This is a genomic window from Magnetospirillum sp. ME-1, from assembly GCF_002105535.1.
In the GTDB taxonomy this organism is placed as follows: Bacteria; Pseudomonadota; Alphaproteobacteria; order Rhodospirillales; family Magnetospirillaceae; genus Phaeospirillum.
Window position 1 is genome coordinate 625,560 of the sequence record NZ_CP015848.1, and the last position, 26,858, is coordinate 652,417.

General features: G+C 62.5%; 33 protein-coding genes and 1 pseudogene. 22 read left to right on the forward strand and 12 right to left on the reverse strand.

Going from position 1 to position 26,858, the window contains the following annotated elements; all coding sequences use genetic code 11:
- Positions 1–18: 18 nt before the first annotated feature.
- Together WV31_RS02800 and WV31_RS02805 are read left to right on the forward strand one after the other, a co-directional pair.
- Complete coding sequence (locus tag WV31_RS02800; protein ID WP_085372164.1) at positions 19–423, forward strand: bacteriohemerythrin; 405 nt, start codon at positions 19–21, stop codon at positions 421–423.
- A 242-nt stretch (positions 424–665) separates the two neighbouring features.
- A complete protein-coding gene (locus tag WV31_RS02805) occupies positions 666–1,061 on the forward strand; it encodes a Fur family transcriptional regulator (RefSeq protein ID WP_085372165.1) in 396 nt (131 codons plus the stop codon).
- 159 nt (positions 1,062–1,220) lie between these two features.
- Here WV31_RS02805 and WV31_RS02810 read toward each other — a convergent pair whose 3' ends face one another.
- Together WV31_RS02810 and WV31_RS02815 are read right to left on the reverse strand one after the other, a co-directional pair.
- Complete coding sequence (locus WV31_RS02810) at positions 1,221–1,502, reverse strand: helix-turn-helix domain-containing protein (RefSeq protein WP_008620724.1); 282 nt, start codon at positions 1,500–1,502, stop codon at positions 1,221–1,223.
- Positions 1,499–1,825, reverse strand: coding sequence for a type II toxin-antitoxin system RelE/ParE family toxin (locus WV31_RS02815; protein WP_085375437.1), 327 nt, complete (start codon positions 1,823–1,825; stop codon positions 1,499–1,501). Before WV31_RS02815 ends, WV31_RS02810 begins: the two co-directional genes overlap by 4 nt.
- A gap of 341 nt (positions 1,826–2,166) precedes the next feature.
- Here WV31_RS02815 and WV31_RS02820 point away from each other — a divergent pair, with 341 nt between their 5' ends.
- Entirely contained in the window at positions 2,167–2,631 is a 465-nt protein-coding gene (locus WV31_RS02820; RefSeq protein WP_085372166.1) for a DUF1465 family protein, read from the forward strand.
- Positions 2,632–2,758: 127 nt separating this feature from the next.
- Positions 2,759–3,517: an EAL domain-containing protein gene (locus WV31_RS02825; RefSeq protein WP_085372167.1), complete on the forward strand. Its 759-nt coding sequence runs from the start codon at positions 2,759–2,761 to the stop codon at positions 3,515–3,517.
- Between the two features lie 117 nt (positions 3,518–3,634).
- On the opposite strand, the gene WV31_RS02830 is transcribed toward WV31_RS02825, so the two are convergent.
- Together WV31_RS02830 and WV31_RS21380 are read right to left on the reverse strand one after the other, a co-directional pair.
- Positions 3,635–4,186, reverse strand: a complete 552-nt coding sequence (locus WV31_RS02830) for a recombinase family protein (protein ID WP_085372168.1) — start codon at positions 4,184–4,186, stop codon at positions 3,635–3,637.
- Between the two features lie 113 nt (positions 4,187–4,299).
- Entirely contained in the window at positions 4,300–4,986 is a 687-nt protein-coding gene (locus WV31_RS21380) for a hypothetical protein (RefSeq protein WP_145980715.1), read from the reverse strand.
- Between the two features lie 234 nt (positions 4,987–5,220).
- Between WV31_RS21380 and WV31_RS02835 the strand changes: the two genes are divergently transcribed.
- The 4 genes from WV31_RS02835 to WV31_RS22795 all read left to right on the forward strand — a co-directional run bounded on the left by WV31_RS02835 (position 5,221) and on the right by WV31_RS22795 (position 7,527).
- Positions 5,221–5,571 carry a hypothetical protein gene (locus WV31_RS02835; RefSeq protein WP_085372169.1) on the forward strand — a complete coding sequence of 117 codons (351 nt, stop codon included), beginning with the start codon at positions 5,221–5,223 and terminating at the stop codon, positions 5,569–5,571.
- A 184-nt stretch (positions 5,572–5,755) separates the two neighbouring features.
- On the forward strand, positions 5,756–6,334 hold the full coding sequence (locus WV31_RS02840) for a hypothetical protein (protein WP_145980716.1): 579 nt from the start codon (positions 5,756–5,758) through the stop codon (positions 6,332–6,334).
- Between the two features lie 494 nt (positions 6,335–6,828).
- Complete coding sequence (locus WV31_RS02845; protein WP_237051469.1) at positions 6,829–7,203, forward strand: hypothetical protein; 375 nt, start codon at positions 6,829–6,831, stop codon at positions 7,201–7,203.
- Between the two features lie 117 nt (positions 7,204–7,320).
- On the forward strand, positions 7,321–7,527 hold the full coding sequence (locus tag WV31_RS22795) for a helix-turn-helix domain-containing protein (protein ID WP_081608973.1): 207 nt from the start codon (positions 7,321–7,323) through the stop codon (positions 7,525–7,527).
- Positions 7,528–7,637: 110 nt separating this feature from the next.
- Here the strand turns inward: WV31_RS22795 and dprA are convergent, their stop codons facing one another.
- Both dprA and WV31_RS02860 read right to left on the reverse strand, forming a co-directional pair.
- Positions 7,638–8,726, reverse strand: a complete 1,089-nt coding sequence (gene dprA / locus WV31_RS02855; protein WP_085375438.1) for a DNA-processing protein DprA — start codon at positions 8,724–8,726, stop codon at positions 7,638–7,640.
- Positions 8,727–8,881: 155 nt separating this feature from the next.
- Entirely contained in the window at positions 8,882–10,018 is a 1,137-nt protein-coding gene (locus WV31_RS02860) for a patatin-like phospholipase family protein (protein ID WP_085372171.1), read from the reverse strand.
- 181 nt (positions 10,019–10,199) lie between these two features.
- On the opposite strand from WV31_RS02860, the gene WV31_RS02865 reads away from it, so the two are divergent.
- A complete protein-coding gene (locus tag WV31_RS02865; RefSeq protein WP_085372172.1) occupies positions 10,200–10,601 on the forward strand; it encodes a Crp/Fnr family transcriptional regulator in 402 nt (133 codons plus the stop codon).
- A gap of 11 nt (positions 10,602–10,612) precedes the next feature.
- Here WV31_RS02865 and WV31_RS02870 read toward each other — a convergent pair whose 3' ends face one another.
- Positions 10,613–11,419, reverse strand: coding sequence for a DNA adenine methylase (locus WV31_RS02870; protein WP_168185835.1), 807 nt, complete (start codon positions 11,417–11,419; stop codon positions 10,613–10,615).
- Between the two features lie 113 nt (positions 11,420–11,532).
- Between WV31_RS02870 and WV31_RS02875 the strand changes: the two genes are divergently transcribed.
- From WV31_RS02875 to WV31_RS02910, 8 genes are all read left to right on the forward strand, one after another.
- Positions 11,533–12,084 carry a PD-(D/E)XK nuclease superfamily protein gene (locus tag WV31_RS02875; protein ID WP_145980717.1) on the forward strand — a complete coding sequence of 184 codons (552 nt, stop codon included), beginning with the start codon at positions 11,533–11,535 and terminating at the stop codon, positions 12,082–12,084.
- A gap of 77 nt (positions 12,085–12,161) precedes the next feature.
- Positions 12,162–13,331: an isovaleryl-CoA dehydrogenase gene (locus WV31_RS02880; RefSeq protein WP_085372175.1), complete on the forward strand. Its 1,170-nt coding sequence runs from the start codon at positions 12,162–12,164 to the stop codon at positions 13,329–13,331.
- A 97-nt stretch (positions 13,332–13,428) separates the two neighbouring features.
- Entirely contained in the window at positions 13,429–15,036 is a 1,608-nt protein-coding gene (locus WV31_RS02885) for a carboxyl transferase domain-containing protein (RefSeq protein ID WP_085372176.1), read from the forward strand.
- A 5-nt stretch (positions 15,037–15,041) separates the two neighbouring features.
- A complete protein-coding gene (locus WV31_RS02890) occupies positions 15,042–15,824 on the forward strand; it encodes an enoyl-CoA hydratase/isomerase family protein (RefSeq protein ID WP_085372177.1) in 783 nt (260 codons plus the stop codon).
- A gap of 6 nt (positions 15,825–15,830) precedes the next feature.
- Positions 15,831–17,825, forward strand: a complete 1,995-nt coding sequence (locus WV31_RS02895) for an acetyl-CoA carboxylase biotin carboxylase subunit (protein WP_085372178.1) — start codon at positions 15,831–15,833, stop codon at positions 17,823–17,825.
- A gap of 115 nt (positions 17,826–17,940) precedes the next feature.
- Positions 17,941–18,834, forward strand: a complete 894-nt coding sequence (locus WV31_RS02900; protein WP_085372179.1) for a hydroxymethylglutaryl-CoA lyase — start codon at positions 17,941–17,943, stop codon at positions 18,832–18,834.
- A gap of 76 nt (positions 18,835–18,910) precedes the next feature.
- The gene (locus WV31_RS02905; protein ID WP_085372180.1) at positions 18,911–19,324 is read left to right on the forward strand and encodes a bacteriohemerythrin; all 414 of its coding nucleotides are present in this window, start codon (positions 18,911–18,913) and stop codon (positions 19,322–19,324) included.
- Positions 19,325–19,389: 65 nt separating this feature from the next.
- Positions 19,390–20,187: a bestrophin-like domain gene (locus tag WV31_RS02910; RefSeq protein WP_085372181.1), complete on the forward strand. Its 798-nt coding sequence runs from the start codon at positions 19,390–19,392 to the stop codon at positions 20,185–20,187.
- Here WV31_RS02910 and WV31_RS02915 read toward each other — a convergent pair.
- On the reverse strand, positions 20,157–20,384 hold the full coding sequence (locus WV31_RS02915; RefSeq protein WP_068437256.1) for a hypothetical protein: 228 nt from the start codon (positions 20,382–20,384) through the stop codon (positions 20,157–20,159). The genes WV31_RS02910 and WV31_RS02915 overlap by 31 nt on opposite strands.
- 142 nt (positions 20,385–20,526) lie before the next feature.
- On the opposite strand from WV31_RS02915, the gene WV31_RS02920 reads away from it, so the two are divergent.
- Positions 20,527–21,087 (forward strand): hypothetical protein, encoded by a 561-nt coding sequence (locus WV31_RS02920; RefSeq protein ID WP_085372182.1) that lies wholly within the window; start codon positions 20,527–20,529, stop codon positions 21,085–21,087.
- Between the two features lie 4 nt (positions 21,088–21,091).
- On the opposite strand, the gene WV31_RS21950 is transcribed toward WV31_RS02920, so the two are convergent.
- The 3 genes and pseudogenes from WV31_RS21950 to WV31_RS02925 form a co-directional block, all read right to left on the reverse strand.
- Positions 21,092–21,250 (reverse strand): hypothetical protein, encoded by a 159-nt coding sequence (locus WV31_RS21950; RefSeq protein ID WP_168185836.1) that lies wholly within the window; start codon positions 21,248–21,250, stop codon positions 21,092–21,094.
- Between the two features lie 236 nt (positions 21,251–21,486).
- A complete protein-coding gene (locus WV31_RS22755) occupies positions 21,487–21,630 on the reverse strand; it encodes a sensor histidine kinase (RefSeq protein ID WP_335645131.1) in 144 nt (47 codons plus the stop codon).
- Between the two features lie 53 nt (positions 21,631–21,683).
- Positions 21,684–22,994: pseudogene (locus WV31_RS02925) on the reverse strand (sensor histidine kinase); the annotation flags it as partial.
- On the opposite strand from WV31_RS02925, the gene WV31_RS02930 reads away from it, so the two are divergent.
- Complete coding sequence (locus WV31_RS02930; RefSeq protein ID WP_085372183.1) at positions 22,969–23,391, forward strand: hypothetical protein; 423 nt, start codon at positions 22,969–22,971, stop codon at positions 23,389–23,391. The pseudogene WV31_RS02925 and the gene WV31_RS02930 overlap by 26 nt on opposite strands.
- 31 nt (positions 23,392–23,422) lie before the next feature.
- Here the strand turns inward: WV31_RS02930 and WV31_RS02935 are convergent, their stop codons facing one another.
- Positions 23,423–23,923, reverse strand: coding sequence for an Lrp/AsnC family transcriptional regulator (locus tag WV31_RS02935; RefSeq protein ID WP_085372184.1), 501 nt, complete (start codon positions 23,921–23,923; stop codon positions 23,423–23,425).
- Between the two features lie 281 nt (positions 23,924–24,204).
- Between WV31_RS02935 and WV31_RS02940 the strand changes: the two genes are divergently transcribed.
- From WV31_RS02940 to WV31_RS02950, 3 genes are all read left to right on the forward strand, one after another.
- On the forward strand, positions 24,205–24,828 hold the full coding sequence (locus WV31_RS02940) for a peroxiredoxin (protein WP_085372185.1): 624 nt from the start codon (positions 24,205–24,207) through the stop codon (positions 24,826–24,828).
- 99 nt (positions 24,829–24,927) lie between these two features.
- Positions 24,928–25,878, forward strand: a complete 951-nt coding sequence (trxB, locus tag WV31_RS02945) for a thioredoxin-disulfide reductase (protein ID WP_085372186.1) — start codon at positions 24,928–24,930, stop codon at positions 25,876–25,878.
- A 74-nt stretch (positions 25,879–25,952) separates the two neighbouring features.
- On the forward strand, positions 25,953–26,846 hold the full coding sequence (locus WV31_RS02950) for a LysR family transcriptional regulator (RefSeq protein ID WP_085372187.1): 894 nt from the start codon (positions 25,953–25,955) through the stop codon (positions 26,844–26,846).
- Positions 26,847–26,858: the final 12 nt, after the last annotated feature.

Here is a 26,858-nt window from a genome sequence, read left to right on the forward strand (position 1 = left end):
TGGCACCAAAGGTGAAGCATGACGGAAATTATTTGGCAGGACTGGTTCGAAGTCGGTCATGAACGCATTGATTCCGAGCACAAAACATTTTTCGATATTTTGAAGGCGATTGATTTTGATATTCGCCACGGGACTGACAAGATGCGTGTTTTAAGGGTTATGAACGAATTGCGTCTATATACGTACTTTCACTTCATAAGCGAGGAGAATCTTATGGAGGATTGCTCCTATCCTGATATCAAGGAGCACAGACGCGGGCACAAAATAATCCTTGAAACGATGGATGAGTATATCGCAGACATCAGAAGTGGCATTGATAGGTTCGATGAGCTTCTGACATTTTTATACGGATGGTTTTGCGGGCACACGGTCAATGAAGATTCCAAGCTCTCCCAATACATAAAGACAACAGCAACAACATAGCTAACCATCAAGTGGCTTTATTCTGTCCACGCCATACTTTGAACAAGCCAATGGGCATCAGGCGAGCTTTGTGAGGCTGACATCCAGCAAAACTTGCCTTCGGATCATGCAACGGCACAACTAAATCCATTGATAAAGTTGCGACTGACTTGCACAATCACGTTCTCGTGAAGTGCGACAGGAAGTGAGCCGTGGATGAATCGCCCCCATCTCGTATCGAGCAGCGTTGCATTGAAAAATCTATGAAGATGACGGACCAGCGGCGAGTTATCGCTCGCGTCCTTTCAGATGCAACCGACCACCCTGATGTCGATGAGGTTTATCGCCGTGCCGTCGAGATCAATCGGCATATCAGCATTCCCACTGTCTACCGCACCGTGCGACTATTTGAGGAAGCAGGCATCCTTGAACGGCACGATTTTGGCGATGGGAAAAAGAGCCGATACGAAGAGGCCGAAAGTGACCATCATGATCACTTGATTGACGTAACTTCAGGGGCAGTTATCGAATTCTCCTGCGTTGAGATTGAAGCTTTGCAAAAGAAGATCGCCGCAGATTACGGCTATCAGGTCATCGGCCATCGCCTTGAGCTTCTTGGGGTTCCACTGACACCAGAAGATCGGCAGGAGGACCAATAGGCAAGAGAGCGATCCCGTCCATCAAGCCAGGGAGCATTCAGCCAAGGTGGCGAGCAAACCTTGGGCGGTGAAATCGTTGCCCGGTTTGCGTAATTTGATAAATGAACCCAAGATCGCATCCATCTTGGTGACGGAGCCAACGCAGGAACCGCAGTGGACTCATCGACCAGGAAGAAGCTCAACACGAAGGCGGCTTCCTGTGGCGGCGGCGTAGCGTGCCAGTGAAGTAGATGAAGGAAGGGAACGGCCACTTTCCAGCCGTGCAACCACGGACTGGGTGGTGCCCATCCGTTTTGCGACTTCGGCCTGAGATAGACCCGCCCGTTGCCGGGCACGGATAAGGGTTTCCGCAATCTCGAACTCGGGAGCGAGACGGTCATATTCGGCCTTAACCTCGGGATCAGCCAGCATTTTAGCCTTGAGATCATTCAGGCTGGTCATTTCAAAATCTCCTTGGCCCGAGCCAATGCGAGTTCAATCTCCTGGCGAGGCGTCTTCTGAGTCTTTTTTACAAAGGCCCGCACTACCACGACCCGCCGACCAGTGACGGTCACATAGAGGGCACGGGCGATGCCGTCGCGGCCCATTAGCCGCATCTCCCATAACTTGCCCTCAAGCGGCTTCACATGAGGATGCCCCATACCTTCCAACCCAGCAGACTCAATCATCCCGGCTATCCGCAGAAAACGGGCCTGCATATCCTTGGGCAAGACAGCGATTTCCGCGTCCACGATTTCGTTGAGGGTTTCGACCTTCCATTCCATGGACATACCATATCGCAAAATAGCGATTATTGGAAGGTAACTAAATGGGAAGGTTTTGCGGCCTCGAAACGGCGAGCACTCGACCGAGGAACCGTTCGACGGCCGGATAAAGGCGGGGGGGGCATCCACATCGGTGGTGGCTGTTCGTCTTGGGAAGAAGCCACGAGGGGATTGAACCACGATGATCGAGATCCATCTATCAGGAAATAACCGCAATACTGCATATGGCTGGCTGGGCTGAAGTATGACATTTGGTTTTGATTGGCATATGATGGCGGAACTTCGCATGTTGGCATTTTAAGAAACATTCGCCCGTCTTGGTGGTGGCATGAGGTGCGAGAATGCAAACAACTGCATATTTTCGCGGCCCTATTGAAGAAACCATGGCTCTGCTGGTTGAAGCTCGGACCTTCATGATGGAAACCGAATGGTGGGACCGGCAAAAAGTCGATGGCGTTAAAGGGCTTCGGATAACCAATGAAACTTTTCGGTTAACAAGCCGTCTGACTCAAGTTATGTCGTGGCTGATGTTCCAGCGTGCAGTTCATAACGGTGAGATTTCCGCAGAATATGCGATGGAAAACCAATTTAGGCTATCTGGGCATGATGTGTGCTTGGACACATCGCATTGTAATGATTCTGTGATTTCTGATGAATTACGATCACTATTGAATCGTTCACACAAACTTTTTCTGCGGATCGAGCGGCTGGAAACAAGTTTTGCTCGCACAGCAACGCGTCATTCCCCATCATCTAACAACGAGGAATTAGACGCTAATTTCGGGCACGCTGAAACTGAACATTGACCCGCTGCCATCCTCAAAAGTCACTCAGAGTTTCTTGGTGACGGTTCAAAATGCGGCAGAAAATTAGCAAAGCGACAGCAAATCTCGCATCATCCACGCTGTCGCGAACGAACGGTCCAAGGAAGCCATGAGCCATTCAAAATCTGGTTGCCACTCGTGCCTGGAGGGAAAGGGTTTTGCTATTCCTTTCACCATGGCGTTTCAGCCAATTGTGGATTTGCATGAGCGACGCATATCGACCTACGAAGCACTGGTGAGAGGTCCAGAGGGCCAACCTGCTATGAGCGTTCTTTCTCAAGTGACTGCTGACAACCGCTACGCATTCGATCAGGCGTGCCGGGTCAAGGCCATCGAACTTGCAGCCAGCTTGGGCTTGGACCGGCGGCTGAGCATCAATTTCCTACCCAATGCCGTTTATGATCCCAAGGCATGTATACGTGCCACCTTGGCTGCTGCGGAACGAGTCAACTTTCCCCTCGATCTCATTACCTTTGAGATTACTGAGGACGAAAGGATCACAGATACCCCTCATCTGCTTGGCATCATCAAGGAATACCGCCGCCATGGATTCAGGGTGGCACTTGATGATTTTGGGGCGGGCTATGCCGGTCTTAATGTGCTGGCAGAGATGATTGTTGATGTCGTGAAATTGGACATCGCCCTGGTCCGCAATATCGACCATGATCAACGACGCCGTACAATTGCCCTGGGAATGATAAAGGTATGTCAGGAGCTTGGCGTTGATGTTGTCGCCGAGGGAGTGGAGCGGACTCAAGAATTAAAAGTTCTTCGTGATGCCGGTGTGCGTTATGTACAAGGATTTTTATTTTCGCGGCCCGCTGTTAACTCCCTTGCTTTAGATTCGAGCATTAACTTTTCACCTTAAATAGTAATTATATATAATAACAATATTATTATCTGGACTCATGCTGTGCATGCCTATAATGGCGTATCTGGGATGATACGCAAATTCAGGGGCATTCTCATTATCAGCTTTGGAAATTCATCCGGCTATTTCCAAAGCCCGATAGACGGATGTGCGAGCGATTCCTAATTCCTTACTGATGGCCGCAACATTGAAGCCCTGATTTTTGAGTCGCCGAATTTCACCAGCGTCGATTTTCGGGGGGCGTCCACGGTACCGTTCCGGGTGATCCTTCTTGGCCCGCTGGATTCCTTCGATCTGTCGTTCCCGCCGAAGCTCGGTCTCGAACTGGGCGAACACCCCGAGCAAATTAATAGTCAGGGAGCCGTAGATATCACCGGTATCGAATGGTTGCTCGGTGGCCTTCAGACTGGCACCCCTTTCTTTCAGCACCTTGATGATGTCCTGGAGGTCGCCGATGGATCGGGCCAGCCGGTCGATCCGGGTGACGACCAGAACATCCCCTTCGCGAAGGAACTCCAGCAGGGTTTCCAGTTCCCGGCGACCGTCGCGGCTGGTACCGCTGATTTTTTCACTTCGGATGATCTGGCACCCTGCGGCCTTCAGGGCATCAATCTGAATGTCGAGGGATTGGTCTGCTGAAGAGCAGCGGGCATATCCGTACAGCATGGATTTGCTCCATATGGGTCATAGACCCATATATTAAAGCGTTCCATAAATAAAAAAGCAACCCATCTGGAACAATATTTCCTGACTGTGGCGGAGTTGCAGCATGGTATACCTTAATGTTGCGACGATAAATGATCGGTTTTTATTTGCTTCAATAGATTTGAAGCCGCCTGCCTGCTCCAGCATTTTCCAGTTACCGTCTTCACGCCACTTTCATCGAGATAGGCTTTCAGCTTCTGCGGTGTGTCGAATCCAAGTTTCACGGCCAATTCTGCGACGTTCTTTATGTCATCAAAATGGGCCTGACGCTTTTCAATCTGCGTTTGCAGTCCACGTATCCTTGATTCCGCAGCGTCAGCACGATTGGGGCTGGCGAAGCCATGTGGCTTGGTGATGTTCATTGATCTGGGCTTGTTTCGCTTTGGGCCTTTCCGTATGCGGGCTACTGATTTGACCGGCGTTCCATAAAGAAATCTTTCGCAACTTATCTCATTCCAGTTAGCAAGCGTCTCGTTTAAGCGATAGTCGCGATATTTACCCCCCCACTGGGGCGTGACCAGTCGGATAATTGGCACCTTACGTGGGGATAGTGGGGTATTGCAAAACGCCAAGGCAGCCTCAAGGGCTGGCCGCTCCTGCTTTCTCCAATCCCATCGCCCGATCTCTTCTTCGATGAAAACTACGACTATATGGCCGCCAACCGCAGCAACCGCAGCCTGGATCAATTCCCATTGGGCATTCATCTTCAGCCCGCCATTCTGCCAACGACGAAGATACCCGGCGAACACAATCTCTACCACTTTGACGGCCCCCACTATCTACGCTTAGCGACGATGATGTTCGCCATATGGTAGCTGTCATCCTTGGGTTCTGCTGGGGGGTAGAGAGTGTCGCTGACGGCATCTCACTCGAAAGGCAGTGGGAGAGCATGCGGGCTTTTGAGTCGCTTCCCTAATTCGGCTCCTAAAAATGATGAGGTGCTGCATGCCATCTTCAACGATGGCATGCGACGCCAGATTGCTTGAGTGAGTAAAATGGACAAGATCATCAAACTGCTCGCCACCGCACTCGATCCCGCAGCAACCGATCCAGAACGGCTGACGGCCATTGGTAAGATCGCCGCCCTCCTCAACACCAAAGGAATCCACGCAAGCCAATTGTCGATCAGGGCGGATGACTTCGAGATCGGAGGTGTCTCCGTGAACTGGGAAAAGGAGGCCAAGGAATCGTGGGAAGAGCTTACTCGCCTGCGGCGGGAGATTTCCAAGCTCAAAGCTGCCCATAAACGGGCAGCCAAGCCTAACGACCGCTGGGGCTGGTCCTCGACGGTGAAGGCCAGCGTGGTGACTGACAAGGACGGGTACGTGGTTGGGTCTTGGTCGTGACCCCATGCCGACAGGCAGACGATCACTGGGTGATGTAGCTCACCGTAGAGCGGCGGCGAAAGTCGCAGGCGATGGGTCGTTACCATCCATCACTCCCGATGGCGGCGTTGAACAGACGTGGCATGAAGCCCGTCGAAATCCGAATCAATCATGAAGCGGAACACGCCTTCGAAAGAAGGAAATGATGAAATCGAGAAGCAAAAGTACAACTAACTATCAGAATGCACCGGAAGCAACGGCTATCGACGATCCGGCGTACACCCCGACAGCACTATTTTACGACATTGTGCTTTCGTCGGACAATGCGTCGCTCTTCATGCCGAATGACAGCGTGGAATTCTCAGACGATGCCACTGAGCTTTACCTGCGGGAGTATTACGCAATCTTCGGCAGCGTACCGCAGATTTGGCACACTGTTTTTGCCAAGCTGATCCCGCTTAAGATCGCAAGCTGGGGCTACCTGAAGGCAGGAAAGCACCTGATCCCCATTCCGTTCGTGCCTAACCCTGAGACGGTGGAGCGGAGCGACAATGGGGCTTCCACCACCATGACCCCGAGCCAGTACGGTATCTTTGTTTCAGCCGTGGTTTTCAGCCAGTTGGCCGTTGCCCTCCAGCATGACCCGAACTTTCTGGCCCTCAGCTTCATCAATGGCCTGGATATTAACAAGGCCATTGACTGGTATCGCGGGTGCATGAAAGCCCTTTGGGCATTTGCCAAGGATGATCCGACCTGGACCTGCGTTGCCGACCAGTTGGATTGACCGCCATGAAAAAATTCGAGCGTGAACTTCGCAAAGCCTATGGCGATGAGTGGGAGGTGAGCAGAACAGGGGGCGACCACTACCGTCTTGTCCACCGCGAGACCGGAATGATCTGTATTACGGCATCCACCCCTTCCAGTTGGCGGAACCAAAGGAAACTTCGATCCACGACACAGCGATTGCTCCGTAAGAAACCACATTGACCTCCGCTCATTGAGGACGAACGGACTGATGGTGCAGGCACCGGAATCTGTGGTTCCTGCACCATTTCCGATGGCTGGGACACAGGACTGCACTCGCAGGATAAATAAACATGAAAGCGAGGTGCATCATGCATGAGAAGTCAAATAACGTAATCCTGTTCCCGGAAATTATAGATATGAACCCGGACCATTACGCCAGGACGTGCCCTGGATGCGGAGGCATCCATTATCTCATAACACTCACGAACAAGATCATCTGCGATAACTGCTTTGCTGCTGCCGAGTTTCCCGATGATGAGGTCTGAAGCTGAGAAAACTTTGGTTGCCGCGATCCAACGTCGGTTGGCGGAACTTTCTTCCCGATACCCATCATCGATCATGCTGGCGGTCGATGACGAAGGGCGAGACTACCTGGACGCGGCCCTGATGGGGCGGCATGGGGAGGTGTTGCTTACCGATAACGGCGGCGGCGATCTGACTGAGATTCACTGGCAAACGGTCCTGCACCATATCGGCTACGTAGCCGTCATCGTCTGGCTGAGTGATCCCCGAGACCTGGAATTGGTCAGGCAGGCGTGTCGTGAGGTGGAGGGGATGGTGCCTGAGTTCAAAGATGGGGAGATTGGACTGTTGCATTCAGGCCACGACAACCAAAAAAGAAACTGAATTTCATGGGGTCCATATTGTTTGCCGCTTTGAGTTGACTGTAAATGTGTTGGCACGCGATTGAACTATTCATAGTTCAGGCGTATACAAAACTGGCACACTGTATAGGGGAAAAGAATGGACAGAGACGATGAATACCTCACTCCAAAGGAAGCCGCTATTCTTCTTCGGAACCACCCATATACACTGGAACGCTATCGCCGTCTTGGTGGTGGACCTCCTTTCAGTAAGCCGTTCGCGAACGGTCGGATTTTATACAAGCGATCCGATTTAATTCGCTGGGTTGACTCTAAAAAAGTTAGCAGCACGAACCAACTGCCGTGACGCAGCAATTGACGGATGACGCTCCAGCAAAAAGCCCCCACCTGATATTGGGGGCTTTTTCATGCTCCGCTCATCTGTGGCGGCCAGCTTGCTGGTTGCTTATTTCCGACTTATGCGGCTATTCTGAGGCTGCTGAAAGTGGTAGATTTCCTCGGCTTTTTCGGCATTTCCAGTAAGCATCGGTACATGTCGTCAACCGTCACCGGTGCCGGCCCCAGGGCCTCGGCCACCGACGCACGGGCCCGATCCATCTCGGAAGCGTCGGGTTCGACCGGCCCCGAAGCGCGGAAATCGGCGCGTTTGCCCTCGGCCAGGGGGCGGCGCAGCAGATCACCCAGCACATCGGTGACGTCGGCGACGCTTTCAGTGAGGACTGCGCCATGGCGGATCAGATCGTTGGGGCCGGCGGCGCGCGGGTCCATGGGGGAGCCCGGCACGGCGAACACCTCGCGCCCCTGGTCGGCGGCGAAGCGCGCCGTGATCAGCGAGCCCGAGCGGGCATTGGCCTCGACCACCACCACGCCCAGCGACAGGCCCGAGATGATGCGGTTGCGGCGGGGAAAGTGGCTGGCCTGGGGCTGGGTTCCCACCGCCATCTCGGAGACCACCGCGCCGGCCCCCGCTATCTCGCGCCACAACTCGGTATTCTCGGGGGGATAGATGACGTCGACGCCGCCGGCCAGCACCGCCACGGTACCGGTGGCCAGCGCCCCCTGGTGGGCCGCCGTGTCGATGCCGCGTGCCATGCCGCTGGCCACCACGTAACCGGCGCGGCCCAGGTCGGCACCTAAGCGCCGGGCGAAGTTGCGGCCGTTGAGCGAGGCGTTGCGGGCGCCGACCATGGCCACCATGGGCTTGGCCAGAACCGAAGGATTGCCCAGCACGCACAGCAGCGGCGGCGCGTCGTCCAGCGCCGCCAGCCACGAGGGATAGCCGGGCTCGGCCAAGCCCAGCAGGCGAACGCCCAGGCGCTCGGCCGCCTCCATCTCGCGTTCGGCATCGCCCTTGGGACAGATCTTCAAGGGACGCCGGGCTCCGCCCTTGCGGGCCAGATCGGGCAGCGCCGCCAGCGCCGCCCCGGCCGAGCCGAACCGCTCCAGCAGACGCAAGAAGGTGCGCGGCCCCACATTCTCGCTACGGATCAGCCGCAGCCAGTCGAACCGTTCAGCGGCTGAAAGTACCCTCTTGTCCTCGTCCATGGCGTGCAGGGTGACCGGTTGCATGCAATCGGTCAAGAGCGCTTCAGCCTGTCATCCTGAAGCCGCGACGCGGCTGAAGGATCTTTCACCCGAAACGCCCGCCGTCCTTGCCTGAAAGGTCCTTCGCTTCGTTCAGGATGACAGAACGTTACCGCCTACTTCTCCCGGTCGGTAATGGCCTTTCTCGCCAGGATCTGGTCGCACACCGAATTGGTGTCCCACGATGAACGCTTGCCCAGCGCCGGCCTGATGGTCGACCAGTGGTCGGCGAAGGCCTTGCGCCCCAGGTCGCGGAGATAGACCAGGAAGTCCCAGGCCGGCGCATCCTTGGAATAGACGCCCAGCTTGACCATCTCCTCGTCGGCGTGGATGCGGTGCAGGTTGACCCGGCGGTAGGGATGCTGGCCGGGGGGCGGGTCCTTGATCATGCCCGCATCCACCAGCCGGTTGATGGTCTCGATGGCGTTGACCTCGTGCACCAGCGAGGCGTTGAAGGCCACCTCGTTCAGGCGGTCCAGCACCTGGCGCGCCCCCTTGGGCGGCGGGCCGTCGCGGTGCAGCGGGTTGAGCGTCACCAGGACCAGGTCCTCGGCATCGGCCTCGCGCAGCCGCTCCACCAGCGGGGTCAGCGGCGGATTGCCCATGTAGCCGCCATCCCAGTAGTGATGATCGCCGATGCTGACCGTGTGCAGCGAGGTGGGCAGGTTGGTGGACGCCCGTACCGCGTCGGGCGACACCGCGCCGTCGATGAACAGCTGGCGGCGGCATTCGCCGATATCGGTGGCGGCGACGACCAGGGTGGGCGTTCCCTCCTGCGGCAGGGCGAAGATGGCGGGAATCTCGGGCAGCACGTCCCGCAGCACGGCGGTGAGATAGGTGGCGAGCCCGGATTCGGCGGCCGGAGTGTTGGCGCCGGCCACATCGGCCCAGCGGGCGGCGGGGGTGTCGTCGATGTTCCAGCCCTGGGCCAACCCGATGGCGGCCACGAAGGGGTTGCCGCCCCAGAAGGCGGCGCGGGCCACGGTCTCCCACAATTCGCGGATCTTGGTGCGCGCGGCTTCCGCCATGCGCTTGGACCGCGCGCTGGCCGGGCCGGGCTGGGCGGCGCCTTCATGGTAGCCATAGGCCATGGCCGTGGCGGTCAGGGCGCCTGACGAGGCGCCGCTGATGCCGACGAACTCGATGGTGCCGGAAGCGGCCTCGTCCAGCAGCGCGTCGAGCACGCCCCAGGTAAAGGCACCGTGCACGCCGCCGCCCTGCAGGGCCAGCGCAATCCGATGGGGTTTTCCCATTGAGCGATCCTCCCGGAGAAGACGGTTACCGTCCTTGTTTTGTCGAAGCGTACCGCGACCCCGGCCCCGCTGGCAACCGCAGGTATCATGACAGTCTGACCGGGACCTTACCGGATTGGAGAAGGCGGACACCCGCGCTATGCTGACGCTCCTTTCAAGTCGGGGTGAGGGGGTATTGGCCATGAGCGGCACGGGCGGCACGCCGGGACTGCAGCGCGTCTTTCCCAGGGGCACGGTGATCTTCAAGGAAGGCGATTCGGGCCACGAGGCCTACATGCTGCAGCAAGGCACCGTGCGCATCTTCAAGACCGTGGCCGGCCGCAAGGTCACCATCGGCCGCGTCTGGCCGTTCCAGGTGTTCGGCGAACTGGCCCTGATCGACGACGGCCCGCGCATGGCCGCCGCCATCGCCGACGACGACGCCACCTGCCTGGTGCTGACCAAGGACGCCATCCGCACCATGATGGACCAGGCGCCGCCGGGGCTGAACACCCTGATCCAGTCCCTGCTGGCCACCATCCGCGAGCTGGGGGACGATCTGGCCGACGCCAGGGCCATCCTGGCCGAACACGGGATGGAATGACGCTTCCGCCCTCAGTAGTTCCGGACGATGACCTCGCGGGCGGCGGCACGCCCCTTGGGGTCGCCCGCGAGTGAGCGGGGCGCATGGATGCCTTCGATCCGAAAGGCCCGATAGAGGCGCCGGATGAAGGGCGTGTCGGCATTGGACTGCATCCAGCGCGCACCCATGCGGTGGAGCTTGATGCAGACCTGCCAGAGCTCCTGCTGGTCCATGCGCGAAAACCCGGTTGTGGTATAGCCGACGCTCCCCTCCCCCCGCTCGGTATCGTAGGGCGGATCGAAATAGACGAAGTCGCCCGGCCTCGCCATCACCAGGACATGGCTGTAATGGGCCTGGGCCAGCCGGGCGGTCCGCAGCGCCTCGTGCACTTCCATGAGGTTGTCGGGCCGATACAGCGCCACCCGACCGCGCTTGCCCCAACCGCCGTTGTGATGACCCAGGCGGTTCACCCGCCACAGCCCGTTGAAGCTGGTTTTGCTGAGATAAAGAAAGCGAGCCGCACGCTCCAGATCCGACAAGGCGGCGAAGCCGGGCGAGCGATCCAGATCGCGCATGCGGTAGTACTCCGCCTCCGTGAACTCAAAGCCCTCCAGCGCCGTCATCAGCTGGCGCGGACAGATCTTGATCACCCGATAGAGATTGATCAGCTCGCCATTGAAATCGGTGAGCAGGGATTGAGCCGGACGCAGGGAAAAGAACAGGGCTCCGCCGCCCAGGAACGGCTCGTGATAGCCGCGCATGTCGGCGGGCAGGCGCCGCGCCAGTTCCGGCAGCAGCCGCCGCTTTCCCCCCACCCATTTCACCACCGGCTCGGCCATCACAACCTCATGGCGCTGGAAATTTGTTCCTGTTTTGTTTACCATCCGATTGGCGCTTCGCGCAAGCGCCTTTCCGCGCAACAATGCCGCCGGAAATCATCGAGGAGTGCGCCATGGCCTTGCACCGCGTGATGGGTTTGCTGCTGCTTGCCTGCCTGCTTTCGCCACTCCCCCTCGCCGCCGCAGAATCCCGCCACCCGGGGCGGCTGCCCAACGAATCGGGTCAGGAATTGAGCGCCAAGGTTGCCGCCATCATGGCCGGAACCGGATTCAAGGTGATGAGCCACTCGGCGTGGAGCGAACGGGGCCGGCCCGGTGGCGATGTCCTGCTGACACGGGTGCCCTACACCAATCTTTATGGCGGCGAGGGACGCCAGGCCTTCCGCATCCTGTCGCCTCGACGCGGGCTGGAAATAGCCCTTATCGTCAAACGCCAGGACACCGATGGGTCCAACGATACCAAACTGCCCCATATCTACCTCACCGCCATCGAGGCCATGCGCGAGAAAACCGTCTTCATCCTGGTGGAGGGCGAGGGCTGGCGGAGCGAAGGGATGGACTGGCTGCGGCGCGCCGTGGCTGAACGGCGCTATGGCATGCCGACGGATAAGGATGTGCGCATCGTGTCCCTGGAAGAGTTCCGCCGATGGGCCCGAGGCCTGTGAAAACCCCTTGCGACCCAATTAAAAAAACGTATGCTCGTTTAACGCAATTTCACCGGCCTTCTGTCAGGGAGTGAGCGATGACCGGCTTCAATTCCGCGCTGAATTTCGATCTGGGCGAAACCGCCGACATGATGCGCGACTCGGTCGCGGCCTTCGCGCAAGCCGAGATCGCGCCCCGCGCCGCCGAGATCGACCGGTCCAACGAATTCCCCAACGAACTGTGGCCGCGCCTGGGCGCCATGGGCCTGTTGGGCATCACGGTGGAGGAGAAGTACGGCGGCGCCGGAATGGGCTATCTCGAGCACGTGGTGGCCATGGAGGAGATCAGCCGGGCCTCGGCCTCGGTGGGCCTCTCTTACGGCGCGCACTCCAACCTCTGCGTCAACCAGATCAAGCGCAACGGGTCGGAAGCCCAGAAGATGAAGTACCTGCCCAAGCTGATCTCGGGCGAGTATATCGGCGCGCTGGCCATGAGCGAGCCCAATGCCGGCTCGGACGTGGTCAGCATGAAGCTCAAGGCCGAGAAGAAGGGCGACCGCTACATCCTCAACGGCTCGAAGATGTGGATCACCAACGGCCCCGACGCCGACGTGATCGTGGTCTACGCCAAGACCGACATCACCGCCGGCCCGCGCGGCATCACCGCCTTTTTGGTGGAAAAGACGTTCAAGGGCTTCTCGGTGGCGCAGAAGCTGGACAAGCTGGGCATGCGCGGCTCCAACACCGGCGAACTGGTGTTCCAGGACTGCGAGGTGCCGGAAGAGAACGTGCTGGGCGACGTGGGCCGCGGCGTCAACGTGCTGATGAGCGGCCTGGATTACGAGCGCGTGGTGCTGACCGGCGGGCCGCTGGGCATCATGGCCGCCTGCATGGACGTCGTCGTGCCCTATGTCCACGAGCGCACCCAGTTCGGCCAGCCCATCGGCACCTTCCAGCTGATGCAGGGCAAGCTGGCCGACATGTACACCACCTTCAACGCCTGCCGCGCCTACACCTATGCGGTGGCCAAGGCCTGCGACCGGGGCGAGACCACCAGGAAGGACGCCGCCGGCGTGATCCTCTACGGCGCCGAGAAGGCCACCTGGATGGCGCTGGAAGCCATCCAGACCCTGGGCGGCAACGGCTATATCAACGAATACGCCACCGGCCGGCTGCTGCGCGACGCCAAGCTCTACGAGATCGGCGCCGGCACGTCGGAAATCCGCCGCATGCTGATCGGCCGCGAGCTGTTCGAAGAGACGAAGTAGTCCCTCCTTGTTTCGTCATGGCCGGGCTTGACCCGGCCATCCACGGACCCTTAGGGCACAAGCCCGGGGGTGACGGCCAGATTGGAATGTGCCAGCCATGACCGTGATCAAATCCTCGATCAATCCCCGCTCGGACGAGTTCAAGGCCAATGCCGAGGCGACGCAAGCCCTGGTGGACGACCTGAAGAAGGTGGTCGCCCAGGTGAAGATGGGCGGCGGCCCCGCCATGCGCGAACGCCACATCGCGCGCGGCAAGCTGCTGCCGAGGGAGCGCATCCGCCGCCTGCTCGACGTGGGCTCGCCCTTTCTGGAATTCTCGCAGCTGGCCGCCTGGGACATGTATTCCAAGGACGTGATGGGGGCCGGCATCATCACCGGCATCGGTTCCATCAATGGCCAGGAATGCATGATCGTCGCCAATGACGGCACGGTGAAGGGCGGGTCCTACTATCCGCTGACGGTGAAGAAGCACCTGCGCGCCCAGGACATCGCCAAGGAGAACAACCTGCCCTGCGTCTATCTGGTGGAATCGGGCGGCGCCAACCTGCCCAACCAGGACGAGGTGTTCCCCGACCGCGACCATTTCGGCCGCATCTTCTACAACCAGGCCCAGATGTCGGCACTGGGCATTCCGCAGATTTCCGTGGTGCACGGCTCGTGCACCGCCGGCGGCGCCTATATCCCGGCCATGAGCGACGAAAGCGTCATCGTCAGGAACCAGGGCACCATCTTCCTCGGCGGCCCACCTTTGGTGAAGGCCGCCACCGGCGAGGTGGTCTCGGCCGAGGAACTGGGCGGCGCCGACGTCCATTGCCGCACCTCGGGCGTCACCGACCATTACGCCATGGACGACGGCCACGCGCTGGCCATCGCGCGGCGCATCGTCGGCAACCTGAACCGCACCAAGCCGGTCAGCCTCAAGATGGCCACGCCGGAAGAGCCCCTGTACGACCCCAAGGAAATCTACGGCATCATCCCCAAGGACCGCCGCAAGCCCTATGACGTGCGCGAAGTCATCGCCCGCATCGTCGACGGTTCCAGGCTGGACGAGTTCAAGCAGACCTACGGCACCACCCTGGTCTGCGGCTTCGCCCATATCTGGGGCTATCCCGTGGGCATCGTCGCCAATAACGGCATCCTGTTCTCGGAATCCGCCCAGAAGGGCGCCCATTTCGTCGAGCTGTGCAGCCAGCGCGGCATTCCGCTGATTTTCCTCCAGAACATCACCGGCTTCATGATCGGCAAGAAGTACGAGGCCGGCGGCATCGCCAAGGACGGCGCCAAAATGGTCACCGCCGTGGCCTGCGCCAAGGTGCCGCGCTTCACCGTGATCATGGGCGGCAGCTTCGGGGCCGGCAATTACGGCATGTGCGGACGGGCCTACCAGCCGCGTATGCTCTATATGTGGCCGACGGGGCGCGTCTCGGTGATGGGCGGCGAGCAGGCCGCCAACGTCATGGCCCAGATCAAGAAGGACGCCATGGAGGCCAAGGGCCAAAGCTGGCCCGCCGACGAGGAGGAAGCCTTCAAGGCCCCCATCCGCGACCAGTACGAGACCCAGGGCCACCCCTACTACGCCGGCGCCCGGCTGTGGGACGACGGTCTGGTCGATCCGGCCGAGACCCGCATGGTGCTGGCGCTGAGCCTCTCGGCCTCCTTCAACGCCCCCATCGAGCCGACCAGGTTCGGCGTGTTCCGGATGTAAGGCCCATGAGCGCCCTTCTCGTCACCACCTCCGACGGCGTGCGGACCATCACCCTTAATCGGGCCGAGCGGCACAACGCCTTCGACGATTCCCTGATCAAGGAACTGGCCGCCGCCTTCCGCGACGCGGGCCAGGCGCCCGGCATCCGCGCCGTGGTGCTGGACTCCACGGGAAAAAGCTTCTCGGCCGGCGCCGATCTCGAGTGGATGAAGCGCATGGCCGGCTATTCCCACGCGGAAAACCTGGCCGACGCCCAAGCGCTGTCGGACATGCTCGAAGCCATCGATGCCTGCCCGCGCCCCGTCATCGGCGTGGTCCAGGGCCCGGCCTATGGCGGCGGCGTCGGGCTGGTGGCCTGTTGCGATCTGGCCGTGGCGGCGGAAGGCGCCACCTTCTGCCTGTCCGAGGTCAAGCTGGGCATCATCCCGGCGGTGATCAGCCCTTACGTGGTGCGCGCCATGGGTGGCCGCGCCGCCCGGCGCTATGCCGTCACCGCCGAACTGTTCGACGCGGCCGAAGCCAAGGCCACCGGACTGGTGCACGAAGTGGTGCCCGCCGAGCGTCTGGCCGAGGTGCGGGACAAGTGGCTTTCCCGCGTCAAGGGCAACGGGCCGGACGCCATGAGCGCCGCCAAGGGTCTGATCCGCCGCGCCGCCGACCAGCCGTTGGACGACGGCTTGCGGGCATGGACCGCCGAACAGATCGCCCTGCGCCGGGCTTCGGACGAGGGCAAGGAAGGCATCCGCGCCTTCCTGGAAAAGCGCAAACCCGCTTGGATTGAGGGATAAAGAGGCATGTTCGACAAGATCCTCATCGCCAATCGCGGCGAAATCGCCTGCCGGGTCATGCGCACCGCCAAGCGTCTCGGCATCCGCACCGTGGCCGTCTATTCCGAGGCCGATGCGGGCGCCATGCACGTGGCCATGGCCGACGAGGCCGTGCTGATCGGCCCCGCTCCGGCGTCCGAGAGCTACCTGAAGGGCGACGTGATCCTCGAGGCCGCCAAGCGGACGGGGGCCCAGGCCATCCATCCCGGCTACGGTTTCCTGTCCGAGAATGCCGGCTTCGCGGAGGCATGCGCCAAGGCGGGCGTGGTGTTCATCGGCCCGCCGGTGGGCGCCATCCACGCCATGGGCTCCAAGGCCGAATCCAAGCGCCTGATGGAAGCGGCCGGCGTGCCGCTGGTGCCCGGCTATCACGGCAAGGGCCAGAGCCTGGAGGAACTGACGGCTGAGGCGACCATCATCGGCTATCCCGTGCTGGTCAAGGCCAGCGCCGGGGGCGGCGGCAAGGGCATGCGGGTGGTTGCCGACCCAAGCGGCCTGGCCGAAGCGGTGGCCTCGGCCAAGCGCGAGGCCAAGGCGGCGTTCGGCGACGATTCCCTGCTGCTCGAGACCTATCTGGGCCGTCCGCGCCACGTGGAGATCCAGGTGTTCTGCGATACCCACGGCAACGGCGTCTACCTGTTCGAACGCGACTGCTCCATCCAGCGCCGCCACCAGAAGGTGATCGAGGAGGCCCCCGCCCCGGCGCTGGCCGACGAGGTGCGCCGCGCCATGGGCGAGGCCGCCGTCGCCGCAGCGCAGGCGGTGGACTATGTCGGTGCCGGCACGGTGGAGTTCCTCTACCAGGACGGCCGCTTCTTCTTCATCGAAATGAACACAAGGCTGCAGGTGGAACATCCGGTCACCGAGATGATCACCGGCCTGGATCTGGTGGAGTGGCAATTGCTGGTGGCGTCGGGGGCCAAGCTGCCCCTGGCCCAGGAACAGCTTTCCCGCAAGGGGCACGCCTTCGAGGCCCGCCTGTATGCCGAGGACCCGGCGAAGGACTTCCTGCCGGCCATCGGCAGGCTGGTCCATCTGGCCCCCCCGACCGAAAACCGCCACGTGCGCGTCGATACCGGCGTGCGCCAGGACGATCAGGTCACCCCCTTCTACGATCCCATGATCGCCAAGCTGATCGTCTGGGACGAGGACCGCGACGCGGCGCTGCGGCGTTTGCGCCGGGCGCTGGCCGATTATCAGGTGGCCGGCGTCACCACCAACGTCTCCTTCCTGGGCGCCATCGCCGCCCATCCGGCTTTCGCGGCGTTGGAGATCGACACCGGCTTCATCGAGCGCCATCGCGCCGATCTGCTGCCGCCCCCCGCCCCGGTCCCGGCCCTGGGCCTGACCTTCGCGTCGCTGGCTCTGCTGCTGTGGCGGGAAGGTGACAGCACCAAGGCGGCGGCGCGCTCGGGCGACCCCCATTCGCCCTGGCACCAGACCAACGGCTGGCGGCTCAACGACGACAACCACCACGACTTCCGCTTCGTGGATGCGGGCGACGAGCGCCGGGTCACCGTGCATTTCGTCGCCGACGGCTGGTCGCTGGACCTGCCCGACCAGACCCTGTCGGCGCGGCGCGCCACCCTGTCCGGCACCACTCTCTCGGCGGAGATCGGCGGCGAGCGCCGCACGGCATCCGTGGTGCGGGCGGGGCTGGACCTCACCGTGCTGCACGACGGCCAGGTGTGGAAGATCAAGCTGGACGACCCGTCGGCCACGGCGGCCGAGCGCGAAGGCGGCGACGGCCGTCTGGCCGCCCCCATGCCGGGCACCGTGGTGCAGGTGCTGGTCAAGCCCGGCGACGCGGTCGCCGCCGGCCAGCCGCTGATCGTGGTGGAAGCCATGAAGATGGAGCACGCCATCAAGGCCCCCGCCGAGGGTGTGGTCGCCGCCATCCACTTCAAGGTGGGCGACGCGGTGGCCGAGGGCACCGAACTGCTGGCCTTCGAGGTGACCTGACCCCCACCCCAGCCCTCCCCACAAGGGGGAGGGAGCATACCAGAATCGCCCTCCTTCCCCCCTCCCCTCCGTGGGGAGGGGTCGGGGGTGGGGGCAAGCGCCGAGGACAAGCCCCATGCGTCACCCCGCCCGCGTCAAGATCGTCGAGGTCGGCCCCCGCGACGGATTGCAGAACGAGGCCCGGCCGGTTCCCGTGGCGGTCAAGGTCGAGCTGATCGATCGCCTGACCGAGACCGGGCTGGCCGCCATCGAATCGGGCAGCTTCGTCAGCCCCAAATGGGTGCCGCAGATGGCCGCCACCGCCGAGGTGATGGCCGCCATCAAGCGCCGGCCCGGAATCTCCTATCCGGTGCTGACCCCCAACCTGCAGGGTCTGGAGGCGGCGCTGGCCGCCCGGGTCGAGGAGGTGGCGGTATTCGCCGCCGCCTCGGAAACCTTCTCGCAAAAGAACATCAACTGCTCCATCGCCGAAAGCCTGGAGCGCTTCGCCCCCCTGGCCGCCCGGGCCAAGGCCGAGGGCCTGCGGGTGCGGGGCTATGTCTCCTGCGTGCTGGGCTGTCCCTACGAAGGCGCCATCGCGCCGGCGGCGGTGGCCGAGGTGGCGTCAAGGCTGGCCGCCATGGGCTGCTACGAGATCTCGCTGGGCGACACGGTGGGCGTCGGCACGCCGGCCAAGGCCCAGACCATGATCGACGCCGTGGCCAATCGCCTGCCGGTCGAGATGCTGGCCGCCCATTTCCACGACACCTACGGCCAGGCCCTGGCCAATCTGCTGGCGGTGATGGAGCGCGGCGTGGCGGTGATGGATTCGTCGGTGGCCGGGCTGGGCGGCTGTCCCTATGCCAGGGGCGCGGCCGGCAACGTGGCCAGCGAGGATCTGGTCTACATGCTGAACGGCATGGGCATCCATACCGGTATCGATCTGGACCGGCTGATGGAGGCGGGGCGCTTCATCTGTTCGGCGCTGGACCGGCCCACCGGATCGAAGGTGGCGCGGGCCCGCGGGTGATTTCAGGAAAACTGGCGGAAAGTATGCCCCTGTGGTAGCATGAACCCTCGTTGCGGCTTTGGTTTGTGTCTAACCCATGTCCACGGATTTCTGGGTTGACGCGCTGAGTGTCGGGGTTGACGAGTTCGACCGGGCTCACCGCGAGCAACTGAACACCATCGGCGAGATAGAGGCCGCCCTCGGCCAGGGGGACCGCAAGGGTGCCTGCGCCCTGCTGGACCGCCTGCTGCGGCACCTCGTCGGCCATCAGGCCGAGGAGATGGACCTTCTGGTCCGTACCGACTATCCCGGCATCGACCACATCCGTCAGGTGCAGGCCGCCAATGTGGCCCGCCTCGAACGGCTGAAGGAGACGGTGGAGGCCGGCGCCAGCCTGCCGGACGCCCGGCGCGTCGCCACCGAGATGCGCATGGCCTTCGTCGATTACCTGCTGAAGGGCGACATCAACTTCAAGAGCCATCTCGACATGGCCGGACTCGCCCATCGCTGAAGCAATCGCTGGCCCTTGGCGGCCGGTTGCGATGAAATGGGACGTCCACCCCTGCAGGAACGCCCATGACCGCCCTTCTCGGCACCTATGATCACTACGGCTATGCCGCCATTGCCCTGCTGGGCACCTTTCTCGGCGCCTGGTTCCTGCTGTGGGTGACGCTGCGCTCTCCCTGGGCCGAGCGGATCCGCCTGTGGCGCGGTGTCTCGCCGCCCTTCCTGGGCGTGGTGGGCGTGCTGTTCGCCCTGACCCTGGCCTTTCTCGCCAATGACACCTGGAACGCCCATGACCGGGCGTTGAACGCCGTCTACCAGGAGGCGGACGGCTTGCGCAGCATCGACGCCCTGGCCGAGCATCTGCCGCCCCCGGTCAAGTCCGGCGTGGTGGGGGCGGTGCGCGACTATGCCTGCATCACCGTCAACGAGGAATGGCCGCTGCTGGCGCGGCGCCAGAGCAGCCGCATCGCCGCCGAGCATCTCGACCGCCTGCTGGCCCTGCTGTCGGGACCGGAAATCGCCGGGGTCACGCCGCCCGGGGTGCACGGCCTGATGCTGGCCCAGGCCACCCAGGTGCGGATGGCGCGCGGCGCGCGCATCGCCCTGTCCCAGACCCACGTCAATCCGCTGAAATGGCTGGGAATGGCCTTTCTCGGCTTCCTCACCATGATTTCCATCGCCATGGTCCATGTGGATCAGGCCCGCGCCGAAATCCTGGCCATGGCGATCTTCGCCGCCGCGGCCGCGCCCACCGCCGCCATCGTGCTGGTGCAGGGCAATCCGTTCCAGCCGCCCACCGTGGTCCATGCCGGGCCGATCACGGCCCTGGCCGGAGCTCAGTCCTGCGGCAGCGCCGGCGCCCGGTGAAAGAAGTCGGGATCGGCCAGCGTCGACGCCGAAACGGTGATCATGGTCTTGGGCTGGGCCTTGTTGAACAGACGGGCGTGCATGATGCCGTCCACGTGTTCGAAGATCTTTTCAACCACCCAAATGCTCTTCTTGGTGTCGTGGGTCTTGATGAACATGTCGCCGACCTGTGCATCAACGGACTTGCGCTTGAACATTCCTACTCCCGCCGAATTCACCTTAAGATGAGATGATCATCGCGAAGGGCCCTGAAACGGACCCGACCGGACAGAGGTTATATGACACGGAGGCGGACGGGAAGCCGTGTCGTGAGATTTGTGCCATGCGGAATAGAGTCACGTGACCGGCGACAGCGCCATCGTATTGATTGACTGCGAGAATCTGACCGGTCCACGGCGGCTGGAAGCGCTGGGCCGCTGGGCCGGATCCGGCCGGATCGAGCTGTTCGGGCGCGAGACGGCCATGGCGCCGTGGCGCGCCGCACTGGCGCGGCGGGGCGAAACGGTGGCGGCGGAGACCCCGGTCCCCGAAGACGCCCCCTCCCAGGCCGCCGATGAGGCCATCGCCCGGACCGTCCGCCACATGGCCGCCCGTCCGCCGGCCGGACCGGTGGTGATCGCCTCCAACGACAAGGGGTTCGCCGCCGACATCGCTCATCTGACAGCCATGGGCATCGCCGCCCGCCAGGATTTCGACCTGGACGAGTGCGGATTGCTGCGTCTGGTGGTGAGTGAGATCGCCGGAGTGGACGGCTGGGCCGCCGCCGGCGGGGTCGGCGATCATCTGATCCGCCGCTTCGGCCTGGATATCCGGGGCCGCCTGCCGAATCTGGCGTCCCGCGCCGGCCTGTCGGTCAGAAGGGACCGGACGGGCCTGTGGCTGTCTTTGGAGAAGACCTAGGCCGTCAGATGGCCGAGGCAATGCCGTTCTGGTGATCTTCCTTGGCCAGCTCGCGCTCCACCCGGGCGGCATGGCGCCAGGCGCTGATGGAAATGACCAGCCCCACGATGGTCATTACGCCGATGGCGGCCATCACGATATCCATGGTCGAAGCAATCATCATTCTCTCCTTGGCCGCCGGCATGGCGCGGCCGTCCCTTGCCGTCTACGCCACTTCTCGCAAGTGCGAAAGGAGTTCGAAGGCAGCCATGCGCAAAGCTCATGCGTTGTGGCAGGAGAAAGGAATGATTCCGACGGCCCAATGAACCTCATTGGGCCTGAGGCAAGCGCGACCGCGCGCCGCGCCTTATGGCGCGAAAGCCAAGCGAAGCGCCCGGCGACTGAGGGACTTGCGACGGTTCAAACGCGGGGCAGCCGTACCGTCACCGTGGTGCCCGCCCCCGGCCGGCTGACCAGACAGAGCGAGCCGCCGTGCAGCTCGGCGAAGGACTTGGCCAGCGGCAGCCCCAGCCCGGTGCCGCATAGCGGCGCGACAGGCTGGATTCCACCTGGACGAAGGGCTGCAACGCCCGCTCCAGGCTTTCGCCGTCCATGCCGATGCCGGTGTCGGCCACCTGGATGACCAGATCGGTCTCCGAGAGGCGGGCGCTGAGCAGCACCTTGCCGCCGGCCGGGGTGAACTTGACGGCGTTGGACAGCAGGTTGAGCAGGACCTGCTTGATGCGCAGGGGATCGAGCGTCACCTCGCCCACGTCCCGGGCCACCAGGCATTCGAGCTGCACCTCCGCCTGGATGGCGCGCTCGGTCATCAGGCGAATGACGGCGTCGAGCAGCGACGCGATTTCGGTCGGCCGGGCATTGAGCTCGAACCGGCCCACCTCCACCTTGGCCAGATCGAGGATGTCGTTGATGATGCTGAGCAGATGGTTGCCCGATTCCCACACCGCCGAGACATACTTGCCGTAACGGGCATTGCCGATGGGGCCGAAGATTTCCGAGCGCATCACGTCGGAGAAGCCGATGATGGCGTTGAGCGGCGTGCGCAATTCGTGGCTCATATTGGCGAGGAACTCGCTCTTGCAGCGGTTGGCCTCCTCGGCCTGGCGCCGCGCCAGGTCCAGCTCGGCGGTCCGCTCGGCCACGCGCTGTTCCAGGCGCTCATTGGCCTCCTTCAGGGCCCGCTGGTCGGCGTGGCGCTCGGTGACGTCGCCGATGGAGCCCACCATGCGGGTGGCCACGCCCTGGGCGTCGCGCACCGCCAGCCCGCGCGCCAGCATCCAGCGCCACTGCCCCTGGCGGTCACTGACCCGGTATTCGCATTCGAAATGGGCGTCGAACCCCTTCAGATGGCGCACCAGGGTCGTCTGGTAGCGCTCGCGATCGTCGGGATGGACCAGCTTCAGCCATTCGTGCGAAGTGGTGCGCAGCGTCTCACTCTCGAAACCGAGGATCGAGAGCAGGCGGGCCGACAGATACAGTTCCTTGGTAATGGGGTTCCAGTCCCACAGCCCCTCGTTGGGGCCGCGCATGGCCAGGGCGTAGCGCTCCTCGCTTTCGCGCAGCGCGCGGGTGGCGGCGAACAGCGCGCTCTGGGTCCGCTTCGCCTCGCGCTGGGCAGCTTCCAGCGCCTTGATGCGCGTCCGCAGGCGCGCCACGGATTCGCTTCGCAGCATGTCCTTGCCGGTCGTCGTGCCGTGCGACCTTCTGACTGGCACCCCATCCTCCCGATGCCTACGACTTTGGTAGTTTACCTCCGCCCCGCAGGCCCGAACAAGGCGAGCAAAAGGGCAATATCCCATCCACGCAGACCATCCCCGGCCGATCGGCATTTGAACTGTCCGGATTGGCGTCCTAACATTCGTGAAGCAGGAGGAACGTGCCATGGCAACCTTGCGCCTTCGCGACATGCTGCTGATCGGAGCCGGATTGGGCTTTCTCGGCTGGGCGGTGATGCCGCCATCCTCGCTGTCCCTGGATGAATCATGCCAGCCCGGCAGCGGCCCGCCATCCATCAGCGCCATGCTGTTTCCCGGCACCTTCTGGGAAAGGCAGCTGAATGCGGTGCTGGCCGAACGCGACGACCTTCTGGCCCGACCGGCGCGCCGCGCCCGCATCGACGCCCAGATTCAGGCCGAGGCATCGGCCATCGAGGGCCGCATGGACCGCCTGAACCGGGAGCAGAGCCGGGTGGATGACCGGGCCGAAAAGGAGCGGCGCGATATGGCCGAGCAGAGTGCCCGGCTCAAGCGCATCGCCTGGCTGATGGGCTGCGAGGGGGATATCCGCCAGAGATTGGCGAATTAGATCGCCGCCCGGCGACCGAGAGGGACGGAAGCTATTCTTCCTCGGGCTCGGGCCCGGCCTCGACATCGATGGGCACGCCGGGCTGCAGCTTGGAGGTGCGGATGGCCAGCGCGCTTTTCACGTGGCTGATATTGGGTGCGGCGGTCAGCCGGGTGGTGAGGAAGCGCTGGTAGTCGTCCCAGTCATGGGCCACCACCTTGAGCAGGAAATCGGTCTCGCCGGCCAGCATGTGGCACTCGCGCACCTCGGGCCAGCCCTTGACCAGTTCCTCGAAGGCCTTGAGATCGGCCTCGGCCTGGCTGTTCAGCCCCACATGGGCGAACACCGTGACGTTGAAGCCCAGCGCGCCGGGGTCGATTTCAGCATGGTAGCCCTTGACGTAACCGGCCTCCTCCAGCGCCCGCACCCGTCGCAGGCACGGCGGCGCGGAAATTCCGGCCCGCCTTGCCAGTTCGACATTGGTCATCCGGCCATCGGCCTGAAGGTCAGCCAGAATGCGCCGATCGATGCGGTCAAGCTTGACCCGCTGCATAAGGGAACTCCAAAAGAACTCAGGTTTGCGAAATTATATTACTCGGCCGCCGCCAGCAAGCCCAACGTTCTGTCGCGCCGACGATTTTCAGCCCCCGTGCCGCCGCCTGGGCCGGCACTGGGCCAACCACCCGCAAGACCTTAGGGAAAGTGCGAGTTAATATCCTTCGCAGGCGGGGATATGGGGCAAGTTTTGTAATCATTCCATCTTGCGTGGCGCCGAGAACCAGACTAGATTTGTCGGCATCATTCTTCTCAAAGCCCTACGATGGAGCTTCCATTATGTCCGACGCGATTTCGAACCCGACCTCCCTGGTCACCAAGGCCGCCCCCGACTTCACCGCCCCGGCCGTGATGCCCGACAACGAGATCAATCCGTCGTTCAACCTGAAGTCCTATCTGGCGGGCTCCTACGGCGTGGTGTTCTTCTATCCGCTGGACTTCACCTTCGTCTGCCCGTCGGAAATCCTGGCCCACGACCACCGCGTCAAGGCCTTCGCCGAGCGCAACACCAAGGTCATCGCCGTCAGCGTCGATTCCCACTTCACCCACCTGGCATGGAAGAACACCCCCGTCGAGAAGGGCGGCCTGGGCAACGTCCAGTTCCCCATGGTGGCCGACCTGACCAAGGACATCGCCAAGTCCTACGGCGTGCTGCTTCCCGGCGGCGTCGCGCTGCGCGGCACCTTCATCATCGACAAGAACGGCGTGGTGCAGTCGGCCCACGTCAACAACCTGCCGCTGGGCCGCAACGTGGACGAGGCGCTGCGTCTGATCGACGCCCTGCAGTTCACCGAGGAGCATGGCGAGGTCTGCCCCGCCGGCTGGAACAAGGGCAAGGCCGGCATGAAGGCCAACCCGAACGGTGTCGCCGAGTACCTGGCCAAGCACGCTTCCGAGCTGTAGGCCTTTCGTCGAGTCCGAAGGGGCGCACCGCTTGCCAGCGGTGCGCCCCATCCTTATGCTGTAGCGCAACAACATCGTAACCAAACCGGGAAGCTGTCCATGGCGCACCACCACTCCAAGGTTCTGATTCTGGGCTCCGGGCCCGCCGGCTGCACCGCCGCCATCTATGCCGCGCGCGCCAATCTCGAACCCATGCTGGTGGCCGGCCTGCAGCCCGGCGGGCAGCTGACCATCACCACCGACGTGGAAAACTTCCCCGGCTTCGCCGAGGCGGTCCAGGGCCCCTGGCTGATGGAGCAGATGCAGGCCCAGGCCGAGCATGTGGGCACCCGCTTCATGGACGACACCATCGTCTCGGTGGACCTCTCCAAGCGCCCGTTCACCGCCATTGGCGATTCGGGCGATACCTATACCGGCGACACGCTGATCATCTGCACCGGCGCCACCGCCCGCTGGCTGGGCATCGAATCGGAAAAGACCTTCTCGGGCTTCGGCGTGTCGGCCTGCGCCACCTGCGACGGCTTCTTCTTCCGGGGCAAGGAAGTGGCGGTGGTCGGCGGCGGCAATTCGGCGGTGGAAGAGGCCATCTACCTGGCCGGCATCGCGTCCAAGGTCACGCTCATCCATCGCCGCGATTCGCTCCGCGCCGAAAAGATCGCCCAGGACCGCCTGTTCGCCAATCCCAAGGTCTCCGTGCTGTGGGACAGCGCCGTCGACGAGATCGTCGGCGACAGCAACCCGCCGGGCGTCACCGGCGTGCGCGTCAAGAACGTCAAGACCGGGGCGCTCTCCGTCCTGCCGGTGGACGGGGTGTTCATCGCCATCGGCCACACCCCCAACACCGACCTGTTCAAGGGCGCGCTGGAAATGGATGCCGAGGGCTACCTGATCACCAAGGCGGGCGCCACCTCCACCAACATCCCGGGCGTGTTCGCCGCCGGCGACGTGCAGGACAAGATCTACCGCCAGGCGGTCACCGCCGCCGGCACCGGCTGCATGGCCGCGCTGGAGGCCGAACGCTTCCTCGCGGCGCATGGACATGGGACTTAAGTTACGGCACAGTAGTCGGCAATGGTTGGGGAAGCGGAAAAAATAATCCGCCAGGGGAGGAGACCGGTCAAACCATGGACTGGGACAAACTGAGGGTTTTCCACGCCGTCGCCGAGGCCGGCAGCTTCACCCATGCGGGCGAAGTCCTGAACCTCAGCCAGTCCGCCGTCAGCCGCCAGATCAGCGCGCTGGAGGAAAGCCTCAACCTGCCCCTGTTCCATCGCCACGCCCGCGGCCTGATCCTGACGGAACAGGGCGAACTGCTCTACAAGACGGCGCGTGACGTGTTCTCCAAGCTGGCCATGACCGAGGCGCTGCTCACCGAAAGCCGCGAGCGCGCCCAGGGACCGCTGAAGATCACCACCACGGTGGCCTTCGGCTCCCTGTGGCTGACGCCGCGCATCAAGGACTTCCTGGACGCCTATCCCGACATCTCGGTGACCATGGTGCTGTTCGACGGCGAACTGGACCTGGCCATGCGCGAGGCCGATGTGGCCATCCGCATGATGCCGCCGCGCCAGCCCGACCTGATCCAGCGCCACCTCTTGTCCATGAACTACGCGGTGTTCGCCTCGCCATCCTATATCGAGAAGTACGGCATGCCGAAATCCGCCGACGATCTCGACAACCACCGCATCATCGTCTACGGCGACGACACCCGGGTCTCGGCCCCGGTCTCCAACGTCAACTGGCTGCTGGAAGCCGGCGCCTCGCCCGACCGCCCGCGCAAGCCGGTGCTGGAGGTCAACAACATCTACGGCATCTACCGCGCCGTCAAAAGCGGTCTCGGCATCGCCGCCATGCCGGAATACCTGCGCGGCGAGGCGGAAAGCCTGGTCCACATCCTGCCCGAGCTGAAGGGCCCCAAGGTCGAGGCCTACTTCGTCTATCCCGAGGAACTGCGCCATTCCAAGCGCATCACGGTGTTCCGCGACTTCCTGCTGGGCAAGATCGCCGAATCCGCCTGATCGGGCCAACAC